This is a genomic window from Streptomyces sp. NPDC090083, assembly GCF_044747445.1.
Classification (GTDB): domain Bacteria; phylum Actinomycetota; class Actinomycetes; order Streptomycetales; family Streptomycetaceae; genus Streptomyces.
The window spans coordinates 953,441-973,721 of sequence record NZ_JBIVED010000001.1 but is presented as its reverse complement, the minus strand read 5'-3'; the positions used below and the strand labels follow the sequence as shown (position 1 = coordinate 973,721).

The window sequence follows — 20,281 nt, the reverse complement described above, 5'->3', positions numbered from 1 at the left end:
GCTCCGCGCCGCATGGAGTCAGTCACGAAAGGCAAGCCCTTGCGCACTCCCACGGCGTCTCCCGCCGGACGGGCCCTGATCTCCGTCGCCGCGGTCTCCGCGGCGCTCCTCGTCACGGCCGCGACCTCGGCGGCCGTCGCCCAGGAGCCCCCTGTCCGGGCCGCCGTGCCGACTCTGCCGGGACAGACCGAGTCCGCGCCCGGCACGCTCGCCGAACGCCTCATCGTCGGCTACACGTCCGGCGCCGCCGAGGCGAGTTCGAACCGCGCGGCCGAGGCCGACGCCTCCGCCAAGGGGGAAGCGGCCGGCGAGCGCGTCGACTTCGAGCGCCGCCTCGGCACCGGCGCCGCCCTCGTCGGCCTCGGCGACGCCCGCAGCACCACCGAAGTCGCCGACGTCATCGCCGAGTTCAGATCCGACCCGCGGGTCTCCTACGTCGTACCCGACCGGTTGAACACCCCGCAGGCCGACCCGAACGACACCGGGTACGGCAGGCGGCGGGACCACTTCGGGACGACAGCCGGGACGAACGCGCCCGCCGCGCGGCCGACTTCGGCCGGCAGCGGGGTCACCGTCGCCGTCCTCGACACCGGCTACGTCAGCCACTCCGACCTCGCCGCGACCATCGTCGCCGGTTACGACTTCATCTCCGACACCGCCGTGTCGGGCGACGGCGACGGCCGCGACGGCAACCCGGCCGACCCCGGCGACCACCACGCCGCGAACGAGTGCGGCGCGGGCGTCCCGGCCGGCCCCTCCTCCTGGCACGGCACCCATGTCGCGGGCACCGTGGCCGCGGTCACCGGCAACGGCAGAGGCATCGCGGGGATCGCCCACGGCGCGAAGATCTCCCCGCTGCGCGTCCTCGGCACGTGCGGCGGCTACGACTCCGACATCATCGACGCCCTCACCTGGGCGTCCGGCGGCAGCGTCTCCGGAGTGCCCGCCAACGCCGACACCGCCCAGGTCGTCACCATGAGCCTGGGCGGCGACGGCGCCTGCACCCCGGCCACCCAGAGCGCGATCACCGCCGCCGTGCACCGCGGCACCACGGTCGTCGTGGCCGCCGGGAACGACGGCGACAACGTCGCGAACCACTCCCCGGGCAACTGCGACGACGTCATCTCCGTCGCCGCCACCGACCGCGCCGGGGCGAGGGCGTCCTCCTCCGACTACGGCTCCGGCGTGGACGTCTCGGCCCCCGGCGACCAGGCCGGCACCGGAGTCGCCGACGGCGTCCGCTCCGCGCCGAAATCCGGCAGTGGGACGCCGTCCACCGAGCCGTACGCCTCCTACCGGGGCACCAGCATGGCCGCCGCGCGCGTCGCGGGCCTGGTCGCGCTGATGAAGTCGGCCGACCCGGCGCTGACCCCGGCCCGGATCGAATCGGTCATCAAGGCGAACGCCCGTGCCCTGCCCGGCCGTTGCTCCGGCGGCTGCGGTGCCGGGCTCGCGGACGCGGCCAGGACGGTCCGGGCCGTGCGCGCCGGTTCGTAGCGCATCTTCCCGTAACACCCCTGGTCGTACAGGGGAAACACGGAAACAGACCGACTGACCCGTAGGACGGGGCGCGTTCACGAAGGCGTCCGGCCGGGCCGGTCGGTCCGCTGTTTGGCCGGGAAACGGCGCTGACACGTGACACAGCCACCGAAAGTGGTCAAGAGTCGGGACACGGGTGACACAGAGATGCAAGTGATGGGAACGTGAGGGGTGTTGGTGGTCTTCGGGTGCAAGGTCGACGCCGCCACAGGGTGAGCTACTGTGTACAGGGGGTAAGAAAAAACGGCATGGGCCGTTGTTTTTCCTTCATCGGGAGTGTTTCAGTCGATGGTGAGGCAGCTACGGGCCGAACAGACCCGCACGACGATCATCACGGCCGCCGCCGAGCTCTTCGACCGGCAGGGCTATGAATCCACCAGCCTGAGCGACATCGTCGACCAAGCCCAGGTCACCAAGGGTGCCCTGTACTTCCACTTCGCGGCCAAGGAGGACCTGGCCCACACCATCCTGGAGATGCAGGCCAAGGCCTCGCGCCAGATGGCCGAGGAGATGGACAGCAAGGGGTACTCCTCACTGGAGACGTTGATACGTGTCACGTTCGGCATGACACGCCTCGCCGTCGAGGGCCCCATCCCGCGCGCCGGACTCCGGCTCGCCGCCGGGGAGATCGACGTACGGCCCCCGGTGCCGCACCCCTTCACCGAGTGGCTGGACCTGGCCTCCCGCAAACTCGCGGGCGCCGTCGCCGAAGCCGACGCACACCCCGACACCGACGTGGACGCCATGGCCCGCACCCTCGTCGGCCTCTTCGTGGGCATGCGCGTCCTCGGCCGCACCCTCGAACCGGTCGCCTTACAGCCGCGCCGGACGACCCAGATGTGGCACCTCGTCATCCGCGGCCTGGTCCCCGTCCCGCGCCGCGCCCGCTATCTCAGCCTCGCCGCGCGCCTGGAGCGGGAGATCGAAGCCGACTGACCCGCCCGGTACGGTGAGCCGCATGCCCGACACCCCCGCCGCGCCCGTGATCCTCGGCGACGAGCCCGGCTCGTTCCCCCGCAGCGTGCTGGCCGAACGGCACCCCGCGATCATCCACCAGGTACGCGACGCCTTCCCCTACGGCCCCGAGCAGCACCGCGCCCTCGACGCCCTCCTGAAGAACTGCACCGAAGGCACGATCGAACCCCTCCCTCGCGACGCCCCCGACCATGACCGATGGGCGGCGTGGGGCACCGACCGGTACGCCGGACAGTCCTGGTACGACGTGCCCTGGCTCTGGTCCGAGAGCTACTTCTACCGCCAACTCCTGCACGCCGTCGGCTACTTCGAACCCGGCGCCTGGCAGGGCATCGACCCGTTCCGCCCCTTCAAGCGCGCCGAACTCGACGCCCCCGAGACGGACCAGGAACTCGCCGCACTCGACGCGCTGGCGGACAGCTCACCCGAGGAACGCGCCAACTCCCTGCTGCACGGCTCCCTCTGGGGCAACCGCGCCGACCTCGGCTTCCGCCTCTCGGCGGCCGGAGCGGAGTCGGCGGCACAGGCCCCGGTGCCGGCCCTGGTCGCCGACGACAGCGAACGGCTGTGGTCGCTCCTCTCCGGCACGCTGTGCCTCGTCGCCGACAACGCGGGCCGCGAACTCATCCCCGATCTCCTCCTGTTGGCCCACCTCCTGGACCAACGGCGCATCGAGCGCGCGGTGTTGCACATCAAGCCGCATCCGTACTACGTCTCCGACGCCACGACCGCCGACGTCGTCGACGCCCTGCACCGGCTCGTCGCCGCGCCCGGTGCGGCGGCGACGTACGGCCGCGGCCTCTGGTCGGCCATGGCGGACGGCCGCCTCACTGTGCGCGCCCACCCCTTCTCCTGCGCCCCGCTGCCGTACGCCGACATGCCCGCCGACCTCCGCGCCGAGTTCGCCGCCGCCACCCTGACGATCGTGAAGGGCGACCTCAACTACCGCCGCCTGGTGGGCGATCGGCGGTGGCCGCCGACGACACCGTTCGCGGACGTCACCGCCTTCTTCCCCGGTCCGGTGGCCGCGCTGCGCACCCTGAAGTCCGATGTGATCACCGGTCTCGACGCCCGCACGGAGACCGCGCTGGACGAGGCGGAGGGGCAGCGCTGGCGTACCGGGGGTACGCATGCGCTGATCCAGGTGCGGGGCGTGTAGACGATGCCGGTGGCCGCCGAACCGGGCGCGGCGGCGCGCTCGGCTCCGGCGCGGTGTCAGGCCAGCCGGACGTCCTGCCACACCATCCGGTGGTCGGAGGTGACGACCGTCGTGCCGTCGCCGACCAGGCGGTGGAGCGGGTCGTCCGAGGTCGGCCAGAAGACTCCGTTGCGGCCGGGGAGCAGACCCCTGGACGGCAGGACGTGGTCCACGCGCAGATTGCCCGGCGTCGTGTCGCCGAAGTCGGCCGTGTCGTAGGCCGGGTCGCCGAGCTGGCCGGTGTTCGCGCCGCCCTGGAGCTTCGCGGCCTCGACCCCGCCCGCGCTGGCCGGCGGCTTCGCGGGGAGGTGGATCGCCGGGTGGTCGAGGAGCTGGAGCACGGCGTGGTCGTAGCTGTCGCCGTCGTACGGATCGGCGTTCTGGTCGCCCGCGATCACGAACCGCGAGCCCGGCCGCAGCCCGCCCCGGACGCCCTTGTCGTCGTAGAGGTAGGCGCTGCGGGAGTGGCCGCCGATGTAGTCGGCCCACAGGCGGATCTCGTCGTGGTTGCGGCGGCCGTTGCGGTCCTCCGGGCCGTCGAAGCTCGGCGGTGTCGGGTGCGAGACCAGGAAGTGCACGGTCTCGTGGCCGAGCCGGACCGGCACGTCCCAGTGGCTCTTCGAGGACAGCCGCAGGACCGCGCGGGCCGCGTCGCTGTAGTAGTCCGGCGGGATCACGTTGCCCGGCATGTCCTTCCACAGGAAGTGCTGGAAGGTGCGCACCGCGCGGGTGTCGACCGGGAACTTGGAGAGCACGACCATGCCGTACTGGCCCGGGAAGAAGCCGTAGCCGAAGGCGTCCTGGCCGTACGCGTCCGAACCCGGCGTCGTCACCACGCCGTTCTTCCCGTCGAGGTCGACGCCCGAGGGGACGCCCGTGTTCACCGGGCCGGTGAAGTGGTGCGGGAAGTGGATCGGGCGGGCGCCGCGCTGCCCCCGGGACAGGTAGTTGTCGACGAACAGGCGGACCGCCGCGCCGCCCGCGATGTAGTCGAACTCGTTGATCAGCAGGATGTCGGGGTTCACCCGCTGGATGGTTTCGGCGACGTTGCGCGCCTGGGCGTTGTCCGGAGTCGACAGATCCGTGACCAGCGCGCCCTCGGTGCCGCGGTTCAGCGAGGCGTTGAACGTGGCGAACCGCACGGTCCGCCCGTACCGCCCGTGCTGCCCGGATGCCGACGCGCGGATCGTGGCGGTACCGGCCAGCGCCGCCCCGGCCAGCGAGGCCAGCGTGGCGCGGCGGGAGAAGGTTCGGGAGTGGTTCATCGGGACTCCGGCCATGGAGGGGACACGTGAACCCCCGTAGTCTGCGCGCGTAGAAGTGAACGTCACAAGAGGCCGCCGGAACGCATGGGTTCACCGGCGATTCACGCGATGGTGTGATCATGTCCCCTGCCCGGGATGGGTGTTGAGGGCCACGGGTAGGGCCCGGCCATGACGCAGCCGTTCGAACTCCCGCACTTCTACATGCCGTATCCCGCGCGCCTCAACCCGCACCTGGACGAGGCCCGCGCCCACTCCTCCGTCTGGGCGCGCGAGATGGGCATGCTGGAAGGCTCCGGGATCTGGGAGCAGGCCGACCTCGACGCGCACGACTACGGCCTGCTCTGCGCCTACACCCACCCCGACTGCGACGGGCCCGCCCTGTCGCTGATCACCGACTGGTACGTGTGGGTGTTCTTCTTCGACGACCACTTCCTGGAGACCTTCAAGCGCAGCCAGGACCGCGCGGGCGGCAAGGCCTACCTGGACCGGCTGCCGCTGTTCATGCCGCTCGACCTGGCGACCCCCGTACCCGAGCCGGAGAATCCGGTCGAGGCGGGGCTCGCCGACCTGTGGGCGCGCACGGTCCCCTCGATGTCCGTCGACTGGCGCCGCCGCTTCGCCGTCTCCACCGAGCACCTGCTCAACGAGTCCCTCTGGGAGCTGTCCAACATCAACGAGGGGCGGGTCGCCAACCCCGTCGAGTACATCGAGATGCGCCGCAAGGTCGGCGGGGCGCCCTGGTCGGCGGGGCTCGTCGAGTACGCGACCGCCGAAGTGCCCGCCTCCGTCGCCGAGGAGCGACCGCTGCGGGTGCTGATGGAGACCTTCTCCGACGGCGTCCACCTGCGCAACGACCTCTTCTCCTACCAGCGGGAGGTCGAGGACGAGGGCGAGCTGAGCAACGGCGTGCTCGTCCTGGAGTCCTTCTTCGGCTGCACCACCCAGGAGGCCGCCGACACCGTCAACGACGTGCTGACCTCGCGACTCCACCAGTTCGAGCACACCGCGCTCACCGAAGTGCCCGCCGTGGCCCTGGAGAAAGGTCTCACCCCGGACGAGGTCAGGGCGGTGGCCGCCTACGCCCAAGGTCTGCAGGACTGGCAGTCCGGCGGCCACGAATGGCATCTGCGATCCAGCCGCTACATGAACGAAGGCGCCCTGGACGACTCGCCGTTGAACGGCCCGACCGGCATCGGCACCTCCGCCGCCGACGTCGGCGCCCTGCTCGCCTCGGCCGGCGCCGAACGGCTGCGCGCCTACACCCACGTGCCCTTCCAGAAGGTCGGCCCCTCCCTGCTCCCCGACTTCTACATGCCGTTCACGGTCGAACTGAGCCCGCACCTGGATGGCGCCCGCCACCGCCTCGTCGACTGGGCGCACGCCATGGGCATCCTCCAGGAGGGCGTCTGGGACGAGGGGAAACTCGCCGCCGCCGACCTCCCGCTCTGCTCCGCCGGCATCGACCCCGACGCCACCGAGGCGGCCCTCGACCTCAGCTCCCGCTGGCTGGCCTGGGGGACCTACGGCGACGACTACTACCCCCTCGTCTACGGCGTCCGTGGCGACCTCGCCGCCGCCCGCGTCACCACGGCCCGCCTCTCCGACTGCATGCCCATCGAGGGACCGGCGGTCATCGTGCCGGTCAACGCCATGGAACGCGGACTCGTCGACCTGTGGGCCCTCACCACCGCCGAGATGCCCGTGGACGACAGGCGCATCCTGAAGACCGCGATCAACACGATGACCGAGAGCTGGGTCTGGGAGCTGTCCAACCAGATCCAGCACCGCATCCCCGACCCGATCGACTACCTGGAGATGCGCCGCGCCACCTTCGGCTCCGACCTCACCCTCAGCATGTGCCGCATGGGCCACGGCCCGAAGGTGCCGCCCGAGGTCTACCGCACCGGTCCCGTCCGCGCCCTGGAGAACGCGGCCATCGACTACGCCTGCCTCCTCAACGACGTCTTCTCCTACCAGAAGGAGATCGAGTACGAGGGCGAGGTCCACAACGCCATCCTTGTCGTCCAGAACTTCTTCGGCATCGACTACCCGACCGCACTCGGCGTCATCCACGACCTGATGACCCAGCGCATGCGCCAGTTCGAACACGTCGCCGCGAACGAACTGCCCATCGTCTACGACGACTTCGGCCTCTCGGACGAGGCCCGCGAGATCATGAAGGGCTATGTGACCGACCTCCAGCACTGGATGGCGGGCATCCTGAACTGGCACAGCCAGGTCGACCGGTACAAGGCCGAGCATCTGGCGAGCCGGTCGCACGGGTTCGTACCGGATCGCGTGCCCGCACTGCGGTTCGGCTGACCCTCCGCCGAACCGAGCCCCGGGCTCGCCGGGACAGCCGCTCAGTCCGGATCCCGCGCGTCCGCCACCCGCTCGGCGACCTCGACGGCGAGCTCTCGTACGGCCGTCGCGGCGGCCCCCGAGAGCTCGCCGCGTATCTCCTCGGCGGCGGCCAGGGTCGCGCGGGCCTCCTCCGTGAGGTTCACGTCGGCCAGGGCGCGGGTGAGGGTGTAGTGCTCCGCTGCGATGAAACGGCCGAGGTTCACCCGCTGCCAGTGCCGGAGGGAGTCGTCGGCGGGGTCGGCGAGGAGGCCCCGCAGTCGGGTCAACGACCGCTCTGCTTGCCCAAGGTGACCCGTCTCGCGCTCCAGGCGGGCCTGTGTGAGCAGGGCGGAGACGCGATTCCATGCCGTGTCCTGGAGCGCGGTGTACAGACGCTGGGCGCGCAACGCCTGGACCCGGTCGCCCAGTTGCTCCAGCTCATGGGCCAGCGTCCACAGGGGAGACGGGTCGAGGGCCTTCGGGGCGCCCTGCCGCCGCAGGCTGCTCTGATCCAGCTCGATCTCGTCCAGTCTGCGGATCAGGGCCGTCCTGGCCAGCTCGACGAGCCCCTGGTCGGCCGCCAACTCGGTCCAGGTGGAGAGGGGTTCGTCGGACGGGTCCGTACCGAAGAGCGACTCGTCCAGGCCCACGGCCCACTCCCGCAGGGCCGCGCCGTCCGCGTCGGGACCCGGCATCTCGCTCAGCCCGCACGCCGTGTCGAAGTCCGTGCCCCGCACCTCGTCGAGCAACGGCAGGTCCTCGGCGTGCCCCCGCAGCCCCACCAGCACGGCGGCCAGCCGCAGTTCGTCCGTCATCGACGACTCCGCCTCATGGCGGACCAGGTGCCGCAGCAGCTCCAGATCGCCGTCCGCGCGGTCGAACTGCGCGGCCCGCAGCGCGAGTCGACGCCGTACGGGGTCCACGGCCGTCGCGTCCCACGCCGTGCGGTCGCCCGCGCGCAGCGCCGCGAGATCCGTCCGCCCCGCCGCGAGCACGGGCTCCCACAGGGGGCGGCGGGGGGTGCGGTCCAGCAGGCTGTAGGCGCAGCCCTCCTCGGCGTTCAGAAGCAGGAAGTCGGGCTCGGTGCGCAGCAGGGCGGTGTGCAGCATGCCGACCAGCTCGACGGGGGAGCGCTCGGGCAGGCCCAGGGCGGCGCGGAGTCCGGCCCCGGCCTCGTCGATGCCGTGGTCCTCGCGGAACTCCTCCTCCGCCTCCGCCACCCGGGCCATGATCCGCTCCGGGCCGTCGGCCGGGGACAGGTCCACATGGTCGCGCCAGCACGGCAGACCGATCACCGTCTCCAGCGCCTCGTCGACACTGGAGCCGATGATCCCGGCCGAGCCCTCGGAATCGGCGTACAGCACGGAACCGTCCGCGCACACGAAGTACGTACCGCCCGACCCGTCGCCCGCGACCGGACGCAGCGGGCCGCCCGAGGCCAGCCGCACCGGCTCGACGTGGTCGGCCCGGTCCAGGTCGAAGTCGAAGACGGACGCGGCCAGTTCGGCCAGATGCGCGTGCTGCCGGAGCAGCCGCAGAGCGTGATCGGTCATGTCACAGAACGTAACAGGCGGCACTGACAACGGGGTCGGGAGGCAGAACGCGGATGGTTCTCCGGCGCCGGCGGTTCGGCTCTCCGGTGTCGGGAGTCTGTTCTCCGGCGCCGGCACTCGTTTCTCCGGCGACGGCACTCGTTTCTCCGGTTCCGGGAGTCTGGTCTCCGGTTCCGGCGGTCGTGCCGGCCGACAGGGCTGCGCGCGGTCGGACGGTCGCTTCCTGGTTCCGCCCCGCGTGGTCCACCGCCGCCCGTGCCAGGGCCCGGACCACCGGGTGCGGGCGGGAGCCGTCGCCGGACAGTTCGGGCTGGAAGAGGGTGGCCAGGAAGAAGGGATGGCCGGGGAGTTCGGCGATCCGGACGTGGCCGTCCTCGTCGTGGCCCGAGAAGCGCAGGCCGTGCGCGCGCAGGGTGTCGAGATGGCGGGTCGGGCCGTAGGAGCAGAAGTAGCGCTCGACCGTGCGCTCCGAACCGATGGACGACTCGGCGAGCGATCCCGGTTCGATCGTGACGGCGGACTCGTGGCCGACGAGGGAGCAGGCGAGCGGTTCGATGAGGAGGTCGTCGGCGTCGGGGTCGTTCTCGGCGTGCGCGACCCGGGTCAGCCCGCACACGTCACGGGCGTACTCCAGCAGCGCGTGCTGGAAACCACCGCAGGTGCCCAGGAACGGAATGCCCTCCACGCGCGCGGTACGGATCGCGGACAGCACGCCCGCCTCGCTGCGGTAGGGGCTGCCCGGCAGCACCCACACGGCGTCGAACCCGCGCACCGCGTCCGCCGCCTCCGCGTCCTCGGACGGGATCCAGTAGGCGTCGAGGACGAGCCGGTCGTGCTCGGCGAGGGCGTCGAGGATGAGCGGCAGGCGGGTGTGCGAGACGACGTTGGGGGAGCGGTCGCCGACCAGGGCGATACGGGCGGTCCGAGCTGCGGAGTTCGTCATGGCCTTCATCCTGGGCGCGGCCCGTTGTTCACGTCCAACGATGATTTCTGGACCTCCGATAAGCAGAGCTGATGCAAGGTGCGTGGAGAGCCTCTTCCGTGCGGCATCCTGTCCCGCATGGACCCGCACCTCCTGCGTACGTACGTCACCGTGGCCAGGCTCGCCTCCTTCTCGGAGGCCGCGCGCGAGCTGGGCTACACCCAGTCCGCGGTGTCCCAGCACATCGCCGCCCTGGAACAGGACCTCGGCGCCCCGCTGCTCACCCGCCGCCCCGTCACGCCCACGACGGCGGGCGAGCGGCTCCTCGAACACGCGGGCCCGCTGCTGCTGCGCCTGGACGCCGCCCGCGCGGACGTCGTCCGGATGGCCGCCGCCCCCGAACGCGGGCTCACCCTCGCCACCGCACCGACCGCGCTCGGGCCCCGCGTCCTGAACGCCCTCCCGCGCGCGGGCGTGACGCTCCGTGTCCTCACCCGGGACGAGGTGCCGGTCGCGGTCGCCACCGGCACCGCGGACCTCGGCCTGGTCGACGGGATCGCGGCCCCCAGCGACCCGCTACGGCTGCCCGACGTGGCCCCGCTGACCACCCACGGCGTCGCCGAGGAACCCGTCTGCGTCGTGCTCCCCGACACGCATCCCCTGGCCGGCCGCCCCGCCCTGCGCCTCGGCGACCTCGCCGCCGCCCGCTGGCTCGACGCCCCCGACGCGGGCGTACCCCTCGCCCGGCTCCGCGCGGCGAACGGCGGCGGCGCCTTCCGCCCTGCCCTGCGCTACGACGGCACCGACGTCCGCGTCCTCACGTCCCTCGCCGCGGCGGGCCACGGCCTGACCCTGCTGCCCCGCTCGGCGGCCACGGGGGTGCCCGGCGCGGTCGCCGTCCCACTGACGGAACCGCGCGTCGTGCACCGTACGGAACTGGTGTACGGGGGCGCGCCGCAGGGAGCGGCGGCGCGCTTGGCGGGGCGGCTGGTGGAACGAGGATGAGGGCGACGACATCGACGACGCCGAGGTGAAGGGCCACGCGCGCGTGTGCTGCCGTCGGCTCGCGCTCCCGCCGTCGCGCTGCCCGCAGCTTCCCTCTGTTCCCCTCCGGTTCCCTGCCCTGACCGCCGGTCAGTCTCACTCGTTCGTGGCACGTCGGGCGCCGGTGCGCCGGGTAGAGCATCTGCCGGAGGCGATCCATGGAACAGACTGCGTTGCGTCCCAAGCCGATGCCCGGTCAGGAACCCGGCGACGGCACCAGGCCGGGCGGGCCACGGCGCCCGCACGCCGCGCGGCGCCGCGGCCGACGGCTCATCACCCTGCTGTTCAGCGTGTTCGTGGGGACCGTCCTGGTGCTGTCCGGGGTCGGCCTCGGCACGGTCGGCGCCACCGTGATCGGCATGAACAAACTCGCCGAGACGCAACGCCAGGCGGGCCGTCGACCGGGGCCCGCGGCGGAGTCGTCCGGCAAGCCCGCAGCCTCCGGGAGTCCTGCGCCGACACCGTCGTCCACGGCCGCCGCCGCGACCCTCGGTGTGGAGGCGGTGGACGCCGAGAAGGCGGGCGCCCTGATCGTCGGCGTCCATATGCCGGGGCCCGGTTACACCGCTGGTCTGATCCGCGGCGACGTACTGCTCACCTTCGGCGGCGACCGCGTCGACTCCGCCGCCGACCTGGCCCGGGCCGTCGCGCACGCCCGCCCCGGGGACGAGGTCACCGTCACGGTCCGCCATCGCAGCGGCGGCTTCCAGCAGTTCACCGTGGTCCCCGGGTACGTCCTCTGACGCCTGGAGCAGGTCTCCGGAGGCGTGCCGCCGCTCCCGGGCGTGCGCATCGCCCAGGAGAGCCGGCGTCGCGACCTCGTCCGGGACGGAAAGAGCGGGCGATCGGCTCGCGTGGCCTCCCGGGTGCGGGCAGGATGCTGACCGTAGCTCCCTTTCGTCCGCTCTCGGAGGCCCTGCATGACCGGTAGCCCGCCCGCGCCCTTCACCGCCGACGACTACAGGGCCCGCATGGACCGCGCCGCCCGGGCCGCCGCCGACGCCGGTCTCGCGGGACTGCTGGTGGCTCCGGGACCGGACCTCGTGTGGCTCACCGGCTACGCGCCCACGGCGATCACCGAACGGCTCACCGTCCTCGTCCTGGCGCCCGGACGCTCCCCGGTCCTCGTCGTCCCCACCCTGGAGGCCCCCGACGCCGCGAAGGCGGCCGGAGCCGACGCCCTCACCCTGCGCGACTGGACCGACGGCAAGGACCCCTACGCCGCCACCGCCGCGCTCCTCGACGCCACGGGCCGCTTCGGGATCAGCGACAACGCCTGGTCCATGCACCTGCTCGGTCTGCAGAAGACGCTGCCCGACACCACCTACGCCTCCCTCACCGACGCGCTGCCCATGCTGCGTGCCGTCAAGGACGCGGCCGAACTGGACCTCATGGCGGCGGCCGGCGCCGCCGCAGACGCAACGTACGAGGAGATCCGGAAGGTTCCCTTCGCCGGCCGTCGCGAGTCCGACGTCGGGGCCGATCTCGCCGATCTGCTGCGGCAGTTCGGGCACTCCCAGGTCGACTTCACGATCGTCGCCTCGGGTCCCAACGGAGCCAACCCGCACCACGAGGTGGGCGACCGTGTCATCCAGCAGGGGGACATGATCGTCCTCGACTTCGGCGGCCTCAAGGACGGCTACGGCTCCGACACCTCGCGCACGGTCCACGTCGGCGAACCCAGCGACGAGGAGCAGCGCGTCCACGACCTCGTCCGCGAGGCCCAGGAGGCCGGCTTCCGCGCGGTACGCCCCGGGGTCGCCTGCCAGGAGGTCGACCGCGCCGCCCGCGCGGTCATCGACTCCGCCGGGTACGGCCCCTACTTCATCCACCGCACCGGCCACGGCATCGGCGTCACCACGCACGAGCCGCCGTACATGATCGAGGGCGAGGAACAGCCCCTCGTGCCCGGTATGTGCTTCTCCGTGGAGCCCGGCATCTATCTGCCCGGCCGCTTCGGGGTACGTATCGAGGACATCGTCACGGTGACCGAGGACGGCGGTCGCCGGCTCAACAACACGGCCCGAGAGATGGCCCTGGTGGACTGACGACGACCAGGAGCCCCGACCCCCGAACGGCGACGGCGCGACCATGACCCAGGAACCGACACCCACCGCGGACACCGTCCGACAACTGGTCCGCACCCTGCTCAAGGACAGTGCGGCCGACGGTGCAGGACCCGAGATCCGGCCCGTCGCCGAGGGCGGCGAGCACGCCACCTGGTGGGTCGGCTCCCGCCATGTGCTGCGCCTCGCCCCGAACCGCGAGGCCGCCCTGCGCCAGCGCCGTGAACTGCGCCTGCGCGACCTCGTGCGGCCGACCCTCCCGGTCGCGGTCCCGACGAGCGTGGCGTACGGCGAGTGGGCGCCCGGGCTCACCTACACGCTGGACACCAAGGTGCCCGGGCGTTCCGGCGAGGACCAGGACGTCTCCGCCGTCGGCGAGGCCGACCTCGCCGGACTGCTCACCGGGCTGCGCGAGGTGCCCGCCCGGCAGGCCGAGACACTCGGTGTCCCGCGCACCGCGCCACGCTCCCTGGAGTCGCTGCGCCGCGCCGCCGAGCGGGCCGCCGAACGGCTCGCCGCCGCCGACGAGTTCGACCCCGCCCGCCTCCACCAGCTGACCCCGCCCGGCGCGGTCCAGCTCGCCGCGCAGTCCGGTACCGCCGTCCTCGTCCACCACGACCTCAAGGGCGAACACCTGGTGGTCAGCGCCGACGGCCGCGTCCGCGGAGTCCTGGACTGGACCGACGCGGTCGTCGGCGACCCCGCCGAGGACATCGCCGGGCTCGCCCTGGCGGTCGGTTCCCCCGCCGCCGTACGCGCCGCGACCCTCGCCGGCTACGGCGCCCGCCCCTGCCTGCGCGGCCTCTGGCTCGCCCGCTGCGACACCGTCATCCGCCTCGCGGACCACCTCAAGGGCCGCGACACCGGCCCCCTGCCACTCCTCAGGACCCAGCTCCGACGCACCTGGGAGGCGATCCTGCTGGAACGGGTGACAGAGCTGCGGGACGCGGGCGGGGCCGGGACCGGGCACGGGCACCAAGACGCGGAACTCTAGGACGTAAACGCTTGCGCAAGCGTCTGCGCAATCCTTTACGCAAGCGTTTGCGTAAAGGATTGCGCCAGCGCTTGCGTGGTCCGCGCGCAAACGCTTACGCGAGCGTTTGCGCGCGGCCCCACCCAGACGACTGCGCGAGCGTTTGCGCGGCCGTCCGCAAACGCTCGCGCAAGCGATTACGTCACCCCTGCGCCAGCACCACGCACGACTCCCCGGGCACCCGCAGCAAGCCGTCCGCGCCCGGCGCCTCCACCGGCTCCCACGCGGCCAGGATCTCCGCCTGGCGTGTGCCCAAGGGGATCTCGGCGGGTTCCTTGCCGAGGTTGACGGCGACGCGGACGTCGCCGCGGCGCAGCGCGAGCCAGCGGGCGTCCTCGTCGTAGGCGACCTTCGTGTCGGTGAGGTCGGGGTCGGTGAGGTCGGGCTCCTGGTGGCGGAGTGCGATGAGCCGCCGGTACCAGGCCAGTACGCGCGCGTGGGGCTCGCTCCGCGGTTCCGTCCAGTCGAGGCACGAGCGGTCGCGGGTCGCCGGGTCCTGCGGGTCGGGCACGTCCTCCTCGGCCCAGCCGTGCGACGTGAACTCCCGCCGCCTGCCCCGCCGTACGGCCTCCGCGAGGTCCGGGTCGGTGTGGTCGGTGAAGAACTGCCAGGGCGTGCCCGCGGCCCACTCCTCGCCCATGAACAGCATCGGGGTGAAGGGCCCGGTCAGGGTCAGCGCGGCGGCGCAGGCCAGCAGGCCGGGGGAGAGGGAGGCCGAAAGGCGGTCCCCCTGGGCGCGGTTGCCGATCTGGTCGTGGGTCTGGCTGTAGCCGAGCAAGCGGTGGGCGGCCACGCGCGTGCGGTCCAGACGGCGGCCGTGATGACGGTCCCGGAAGCTCGAATAGGTGCCGTCGTGGAAGTAGCCGCCCGTCAGCGTCTTGGCGACGGCGGAGAGCGGGGCCCGCGCGAAGTCCGCGTAGTAGCCCTGCGACTCACCGGTCACCGCGGTGTGCAGGGCGTGGTGGAAGTCGTCGTTCCACTGTGCGTGCAGCCCGAGGCCGCCCTCCGCGCGTGGGGTCACCAGGCGCGGGTCGTTCAGGTCCGACTCGGCGACCAGGAACAGCGGCCGGTCCGTCTCGGCGGCCAACGCGTCGACGGCGGACGACAGTTCCTCCAGGAAGTGGCACGCGCGCGTGTCCTGCAGCGCGTGCACCGCGTCCAGCCGCAGCCCGTCGATCCGGTACTCGCGCAGCCAGGCCAGCGCGCTGCCCAGCAGGAACGCGCGGACCTCGTCGGAGCCGGGCGCGTCCAGGTTGACGGCGCTGCCCCAGGGCGTGTGGTGCGTGTCCGTGAAGTAGGGGCCGAACGCGGGGAGGTAGTTCCCGGACGGGCCGAGGTGGTTGTGCACGACGTCGAGCACGACGCCCAGGCCCAGTTCGTGGGCCCGGTCGACGAACCGCTTGAGTCCCTCGGGGCCGCCGTAGGGCTCGTGCACGGCCCACAGGGAGACGCCCTCGTAGCCCCAGCCGTTGCGGCCGGGGAAAGGGCACAGGGGCATCAACTCGACGTGTGTGATGCCCAGTTCGACGAGATGGCCGAGCCGGTCGGCCGCCGCGTCCAGGGTGCCCTCGGGCGTGTACGTGCCGACGTGCAGCTCGTAGAGGACCGCTCCGGGAAGCGGGCGTCCGGGCCAGGATGCCCGCCAGGTGTACCGCTCGTGGTCGACGACCGCGCTCAACCCGTCCGGTCCGTCCGGCTGCCGGCGCGAGCGCGGGTCGGGCAGCGGCGGGCCGTCGTCCACCGCGAACCCGTACCGCGAGCCGTCGCCCGCCTCCGCCTCCCCGCGCCACCATCCCGCGCGCTCGGGATCGCGCTCCAACGCGCGCGTGGCGCCCTCGCAATGGAGCGTCACTCGGTCTGCCTCTGGTGCCCACACCTCGAACTGCACGGACGGTTCCCCTTCGTCTGCTCACCGGGATGTAGCCCGTCCATCGTGCGTCAAACGAGATCAATCCGCTTTTGAATCCACCCCTTTGGCGCAGGTGTCGTCAGGTTCGCGCGCGTGCGGGCCGTTTCCGCTTCTTCTGGACACCCGGGGTTCACTGCCCGACAATCACGAACGTGACGTCGTCCTTCGAGTTCCACACGTACCCCGCGCGGCTGTCCGACGCGGAGCGCGACAAGGCGCTCAAGGTCCTTCATGACGGTGTCGCCATGGGCAGGCTGTCGCACGACACGTTCATCCGGCGCATGGAGCTGGCGCTCGCCGCCCGCCGGTCCGAGGACCTCGCGCTGCTCACCGCCGACCTGCCCACCGAAAGCCGCCTCTCCAGGCTGCTGTTCGGCAGCGTGGAGGCCGTCTCCGGCTTCACCGTGCGGCTGCGCAGGGCCTGGCAGGCCGAGCGGCTGCCCAAGCTGCTGCTGCCCCACCCGGGCAACGGACATCCGCTGCGCATCGGCCGCGACCCCGCCAACGGACTGCGCCTGACCCACGAGACGGTGTCCCGGGTGCACGCCGAACTCAGCCGCCAGGGCGGCATGTGGGTGCTGCGCGACCTCGGTTCGACCAACGGCACGACGGTCAACGGCCGGCGGGTCATCGGGGCGGCCGTGGTCCGGGAGGGCGACCAGATCGGCTTCGGACGGATGGCGTTCCGGCTCGCCGTCGCCTGAGCCCGGACGCCGTCCGGCGACGGCCGACCGCGTCTCCGCCTCACCTCCACCTCACCTCTGGCCTGGGCATTACCCGATGTGGCGATCTTGGTGGGCGTGAAATCCCGGTGTGCGCCGCGGTGTTGACGTACCCCGTAGGCCGTGACTGACTGTGCGTACACCATGCACACCAGGTGAACCGACGGCACCAGATCTGTGGAGGTGCACCCTGCCGCCACTCCTCCGCTACCCGTCCGTGGACGAGTTGGGCGCCCAGGCCGCCGCGCTCGTCGCCCGCCACCCCCGGGACGCCCGGCTGCGCCGCGTAGGGACCTCCCGGGCCGGTACGCCCCTGTGGCTGCTCTCCGTGGGCCACGGCAGCCGTCAGGCACTCGTGGTCGCCGGACCGCACGCCAACGAGCCCGTGGGCGGCGCGACGGTGCTGCGACTGGCCGAACGGGTCCTGGCCGACCCCCGGTTGACCGAGGGCGCCGACGCCACCTGGAACCTGCTGCTGTGCCTCGACCCCGACGGCTCGCGCCGCAACGAGGGCTGGCTGTCCGGCCCGTACAGCCTCGGCCGGTACTTCCGGAACTTCTTCCGGCCCGGCTTCCTGGAGCAGCCCGAGTGGCTCCCGGACGGCGCGGCCGGGGCCCGACTCCCGGAGACGCGGGCCCTGTTGGCGGTCCAGGACGAACTGCGGCCGTTCCTCCAGTGCTCCCTTCACGGCGTCGACGTCGGCGGCGGCTTCGTGGAACTCACCCACGACCTCCCCGGCCTCGCCCGCCGCGTCGCCCACACCGCGGCCCGCCTCGCCGTCCCGCGCGAACTCGGGCCGTACGACACGCTGTACTGGCCGAGCCTCGGCCCCGCCGTCTACCGGATACCGCCGCCGCGCCCGGGCGACCTGGCCGCCGCCATCACCGAGGCCGCCGTCGAGTCGACCTGGTACCACCCGCACCGGTACGGCACCGTCACCGCGGTCGTCGAGGCGCCCATGTGGGGCGTGGCCGGCGTCGAGGACGGCACCCGGCCCGCCGACGCGGACGCGTTCCTCCGCACCGTGAGCCGCACCCTGCGCCACGACACCCGCATCCTGGAACAACTCCTCGCGCGAATACGGCCGTTCGTCGTGAGCGGCGCGGAGCCGGGAGGACTCTCCAGGGCGGGCCTGGAGCCGGGCGGACTCGCGAGGACCGGTGGACTGGTGCCACCGTCCACCGTGCCCGGCGCGCGGCCGCGGACCCTCGTCCTGTCCGAGGCCGCACGGCTGCTCGCACCGGTCGACGACTATTTACTGGTCTGCCCCGGCCTCGCCGACGCGTGGGACCCCGATGTCGACACCGGCTCCGCCCGCCCGCTCCCGCCCCTCGACACCGCGCATCTGACGGCCCTGCGGATCTCCGGCCGACGGCTGGCGCTGCGCACGGCGGGACTGCTCTACCAGCTCGTCGTCGCCTCAGGGCGCGATCAGGCCGGAGTCCTCCCTGAGTTGGACCGGCTGATCGACCAGTGGTGCGCCGACTACCGCGACGGCTGCGGGGCGCGCTGGATCTCGGTCGCACGCCAGGTCGAGTACCAGTCGCGCGTGGTGCTCAGCGCGTTCGAACTGGCCCACCGGCACGCCCCCATGGGTTCCCGTTCGGGTGAGCAGGGGTGGGGTACGGAGACCGCGGTGCCGATGCACCGGGAATGACGCACACCACCTCCGGGCCGCACACCCCGAAGACCCCCATCGCCGAAACTGGCCTCCTCAAGACCCGCACCAGGAAAGCCACCGCTCTGCGGAGTGCCCTGCTCGCGGCGGCCCTCGTGCTCCTCGCCGGGCAGGCACCGGCCCGGGCGACCGCACCCCACCACGGTGTCCGCGGCGACTGGCTCTACCTCACCGTCACCCGCGGCGACAACCGGTCCAGCGACACGCGCGGGACCCTGCTGCTGTGCGACCCGCCCCAGGGGCACGCCCACGCGGCCGACGCCTGCACCGAACTGGCCGCGGCGGACGGCGACATCGACGCGCTCCCGGCCAGGAGCGCCTTCTGCCCGATGATCTACGCCCCGGTGACCGCCCACGCGCGCGGGGAGTGGCAGGGACGCCCGGTCGACTACAGCAGGACGTTCTCCAACGCGTGCTCCATGGCGGCACGCACGGGAGACGTCTTCGCGCTGGACGGCTGAGGCGCGGCCGGACCGGGCCGGGCCGGGGCAGGCTGGGCGGGGTCAGGCCGAGCGTCGGGCACGCGCACGGGAGACGTCGTCGAACCCGCCCGCGCTCTCGCGCGCGTGCAGCGCTGCCGCCACGACCGTGCGGGCCTGGTGCTCGACCTGGTTCTCCAGGGGCACCCAGCGGGCCCGGAAGCGTTCCTCGAAGGCGTCGCTCCAGGACGCCACGAGGTGCTCCAGCAGGGGCGCCGCGCGGTCGTCGGTCTCCCGCAGGACCCGCAGCAGCATCGCCGCGGCCCGCAGCGGCAGCCGGCGTCCGAACGCGTCCACGCTGCCCACGTACGCCATCGTCGTGCCGGCGGGCTCGGTGTGCGTCCAGTCCGCCGCGAGGCCCGGCACCAGCTCCAGGGCCCACTTCGCGGCCCGCAGCAGCGGCCCGTCGACCCCAGGGAGCCGCGGCAGCGCCTCGGTGAGCACCCGCTCCACCTCCAGCCCGTCCCGCAGCAGGCGGCGTGCGATCCGCTGTATCGCCGCCGCGGGGGCCGGATGCTGCGCCGGGTCGTCCACCAGGTCGCTGGCCCACATCGGGACCTCCACGACCGCCGTGAGGCCGCCGTACCGGTGCGCGTGGAACCAGGTGCTGTGCCGTGCATCGTCCGGCATGCTCGGGTAGGCCACGTCCGAACCGGGCGCCGGCATCACATGCACCCCGGGCCCCGACGCGGGCCAGCCCGCCGCGTCGGATGCGCCCGTCTCCACCGGTATGTGCAGCTCGGCCGCCGACTTGGCGAACGGCTCGGCCAGCCCCGGTATGTCCTTCGTCAACTGCACCCAGGAGCCGCCCAGATCGGTCCCGTGCAGCGTCACCTGGAGGTAGGGCCGCAGCTCGTCGATCACCCGGGTCAGCGCCCGCGTCTCGGGCGGCAGCCGGTCGGGCGGCAGCACGGACGGCGACCACTCCGGCTGCTCGGGCCCGGCCGGACGGAAGAACCCCAGGTGGTAGTCGAACAGACTCCTCGGCGCCGGCGTCACATGCAGGCTCGCCCCGTCCGGATCCGCGCAGAGCAGAAAGTGCCAGGACGTGTCCCACCTCAACTCCCGTTCCGCCAAGACCCGTTCGGCCAGGGCGAGGAGAGTGGAGCCGCCGGTCGGCTCATTGGCGTGGGCGCCCGCGACCACCAGGACGGCGCGCCGGGCGTGCCCCACGGACAGCAGCTGCAGCGGTCTGCCCGCGCGCGAGACCCCCACCTGCCTCAGGGCGCACAGGCCCGGCCGATGCGCGGCCAACGCCCTTGCGGACGAGATCAGTTCGGTCACACTGAGGTACCGCAATTCCGGCAGGAGACTCACCCCCGACTAGTCCGCCCCGGTTTCGCATCCGCAGTACCCCACGGCCTCTGGGAACTGTCAAGGAGACCGCGGGGGAGGCTACCGGGGGCGCCCAGGCGCATTTACCGACAGCCGGTAAGGGCGTGGGTGCCAGCAGGGGGCCGGGGTTCTCCGGGGGCCGCGCGGGCCCGGTGTGCACTGCCCGTGACGCCCACCGGGGCACACGCGCGTGCCCCCGCACCGGGACCTCCTCACGCCG

Annotated in this window: 14 protein-coding genes and 2 pseudogenes; 11 read left to right on the top strand and 5 right to left on the bottom strand. The window is 72.7% G+C overall.

The annotated features are described in order from the left end of the window. Positions 1 to 12: 12 nt before the first annotated feature. The 3 genes and pseudogenes from ACIPTO_RS04090 to ACIPTO_RS04080 all read left to right on the top strand — a co-directional run. Positions 13 to 1,491 (top strand): annotated as a pseudogene (locus tag ACIPTO_RS04090) (S8 family peptidase); the annotation flags it as partial. Between the two features lie 336 nt (positions 1,492 to 1,827). After that, positions 1,828 to 2,475, top strand: coding sequence for a ScbR family autoregulator-binding transcription factor (locus ACIPTO_RS04085; protein WP_401189321.1), 648 nt, complete (start codon positions 1,828 to 1,830; stop codon positions 2,473 to 2,475). Positions 2,476 to 2,497: 22 nt separating this feature from the next. Then, the gene (locus tag ACIPTO_RS04080; protein WP_401189319.1) at positions 2,498 to 3,673 is read left to right on the top strand and encodes a damage-control phosphatase ARMT1 family protein; all 1,176 of its coding nucleotides are present in this window, start codon (positions 2,498 to 2,500) and stop codon (positions 3,671 to 3,673) included. A 56-nt stretch (positions 3,674 to 3,729) separates the two neighbouring features. Here ACIPTO_RS04080 and ACIPTO_RS04075 read toward each other — a convergent pair whose 3' ends face one another. After that, entirely contained in the window at positions 3,730 to 4,977 is a 1,248-nt protein-coding gene (locus tag ACIPTO_RS04075) for an endonuclease/exonuclease/phosphatase family protein (protein ID WP_401189317.1), read from the bottom strand. A gap of 168 nt (positions 4,978 to 5,145) precedes the next feature. Between ACIPTO_RS04075 and cyc2 the strand changes: the two genes are divergently transcribed. Continuing rightward, on the top strand, positions 5,146 to 7,299 hold the full coding sequence (cyc2, locus tag ACIPTO_RS04070) for a germacradienol/geosmin synthase Cyc2 (protein WP_401189315.1): 2,154 nt from the start codon (positions 5,146 to 5,148) through the stop codon (positions 7,297 to 7,299). A 41-nt stretch (positions 7,300 to 7,340) separates the two neighbouring features. On the opposite strand, the gene ACIPTO_RS04065 is transcribed toward cyc2, so the two are convergent. Further along, on the bottom strand, positions 7,341 to 8,873 hold the full coding sequence (locus tag ACIPTO_RS04065) for a hypothetical protein (protein WP_401189313.1): 1,533 nt from the start codon (positions 8,871 to 8,873) through the stop codon (positions 7,341 to 7,343). A gap of 229 nt (positions 8,874 to 9,102) precedes the next feature. After that, positions 9,103 to 9,816: pseudogene (locus tag ACIPTO_RS04060) on the bottom strand (hypothetical protein); the annotation flags it as partial. A 117-nt stretch (positions 9,817 to 9,933) separates the two neighbouring features. Between ACIPTO_RS04060 and ACIPTO_RS04055 the strand changes: the two are divergent. From ACIPTO_RS04055 to ACIPTO_RS04040, 4 genes are all read left to right on the top strand, one after another. Continuing rightward, on the top strand, positions 9,934 to 10,800 hold the full coding sequence (locus ACIPTO_RS04055) for a LysR family transcriptional regulator (protein WP_401189311.1): 867 nt from the start codon (positions 9,934 to 9,936) through the stop codon (positions 10,798 to 10,800). A 197-nt stretch (positions 10,801 to 10,997) separates the two neighbouring features. Next, positions 10,998 to 11,582 carry a PDZ domain-containing protein gene (locus ACIPTO_RS04050; RefSeq protein WP_401189309.1) on the top strand — a complete coding sequence of 195 codons (585 nt, stop codon included), beginning with the start codon at positions 10,998 to 11,000 and terminating at the stop codon, positions 11,580 to 11,582. Between the two features lie 177 nt (positions 11,583 to 11,759). Further along, positions 11,760 to 12,887, top strand: a complete 1,128-nt coding sequence (locus tag ACIPTO_RS04045; RefSeq protein ID WP_401189307.1) for a M24 family metallopeptidase — start codon at positions 11,760 to 11,762, stop codon at positions 12,885 to 12,887. 43 nt (positions 12,888 to 12,930) lie between these two features. After that, a complete protein-coding gene (locus tag ACIPTO_RS04040; RefSeq protein ID WP_401189306.1) occupies positions 12,931 to 13,899 on the top strand; it encodes a phosphotransferase family protein in 969 nt (322 codons plus the stop codon). A gap of 181 nt (positions 13,900 to 14,080) precedes the next feature. Here ACIPTO_RS04040 and treZ read toward each other — a convergent pair whose 3' ends face one another. Further along, positions 14,081 to 15,826, bottom strand: coding sequence for a malto-oligosyltrehalose trehalohydrolase (treZ, locus tag ACIPTO_RS04035; RefSeq protein WP_401189304.1), 1,746 nt, complete (start codon positions 15,824 to 15,826; stop codon positions 14,081 to 14,083). 173 nt (positions 15,827 to 15,999) lie between these two features. On the opposite strand from treZ, the gene ACIPTO_RS04030 reads away from it, so the two are divergent. The 3 genes from ACIPTO_RS04030 (at position 16,000) to ACIPTO_RS04020 (ending at position 18,708) form a co-directional block, all read left to right on the top strand. Then, entirely contained in the window at positions 16,000 to 16,551 is a 552-nt protein-coding gene (locus ACIPTO_RS04030; RefSeq protein WP_401189302.1) for an FHA domain-containing protein, read from the top strand. Between the two features lie 193 nt (positions 16,552 to 16,744). After that, positions 16,745 to 18,226, top strand: a complete 1,482-nt coding sequence (locus ACIPTO_RS04025; RefSeq protein ID WP_401189698.1) for a M14 family zinc carboxypeptidase — start codon at positions 16,745 to 16,747, stop codon at positions 18,224 to 18,226. Continuing rightward, positions 18,223 to 18,708 (top strand): SSI family serine proteinase inhibitor, encoded by a 486-nt coding sequence (locus ACIPTO_RS04020; protein ID WP_401189300.1) that lies wholly within the window; start codon positions 18,223 to 18,225, stop codon positions 18,706 to 18,708. The genes ACIPTO_RS04025 and ACIPTO_RS04020 overlap by 4 nt, the downstream gene beginning before the upstream one ends. Before the next feature lie 42 nt (positions 18,709 to 18,750). Here ACIPTO_RS04020 and ACIPTO_RS04015 read toward each other — a convergent pair whose 3' ends face one another. Beyond that, positions 18,751 to 20,043, bottom strand: coding sequence for a M14 family zinc carboxypeptidase (locus ACIPTO_RS04015; RefSeq protein WP_401189299.1), 1,293 nt, complete (start codon positions 20,041 to 20,043; stop codon positions 18,751 to 18,753). Between the last annotated feature and the right edge of the window lie 238 nt (positions 20,044 to 20,281).

Bases quoted from the DNA above. Each gene is read 5' to 3' on its own strand.
- ACIPTO_RS04040 (WP_401189306.1), top strand. From the start codon at position 12,931: ATGACCCAGGAACCGACACCCACCGCGGACACCGTCCGACAACTGGTC.
- ACIPTO_RS04065 (WP_401189313.1), bottom strand. From the start codon at position 8,873: ATGACCGATCACGCTCTGCGGCTGCTCCGGCAGCACGCGCATCTGGCC.
- ACIPTO_RS04050 (WP_401189309.1), top strand. From the start codon at position 10,998: ATGGAACAGACTGCGTTGCGTCCCAAGCCGATGCCCGGTCAGGAACCC.
- ACIPTO_RS04075 (WP_401189317.1), bottom strand. From the start codon at position 4,977: ATGAACCACTCCCGAACCTTCTCCCGCCGCGCCACGCTGGCCTCGCTG.
- ACIPTO_RS04080 (WP_401189319.1), top strand. From the start codon at position 2,498: ATGCCCGACACCCCCGCCGCGCCCGTGATCCTCGGCGACGAGCCCGGC.
- ACIPTO_RS04055 (WP_401189311.1), top strand. From the start codon at position 9,934: ATGGACCCGCACCTCCTGCGTACGTACGTCACCGTGGCCAGGCTCGCC.
- ACIPTO_RS04085 (WP_401189321.1), top strand. From the start codon at position 1,828: ATGGTGAGGCAGCTACGGGCCGAACAGACCCGCACGACGATCATCACG.
- ACIPTO_RS04045 (WP_401189307.1), top strand. From the start codon at position 11,760: ATGACCGGTAGCCCGCCCGCGCCCTTCACCGCCGACGACTACAGGGCC.
- cyc2 (WP_401189315.1), top strand. From the start codon at position 5,146: ATGACGCAGCCGTTCGAACTCCCGCACTTCTACATGCCGTATCCCGCG.
- ACIPTO_RS04020 (WP_401189300.1), top strand. From the start codon at position 18,223: ATGACGCACACCACCTCCGGGCCGCACACCCCGAAGACCCCCATCGCC.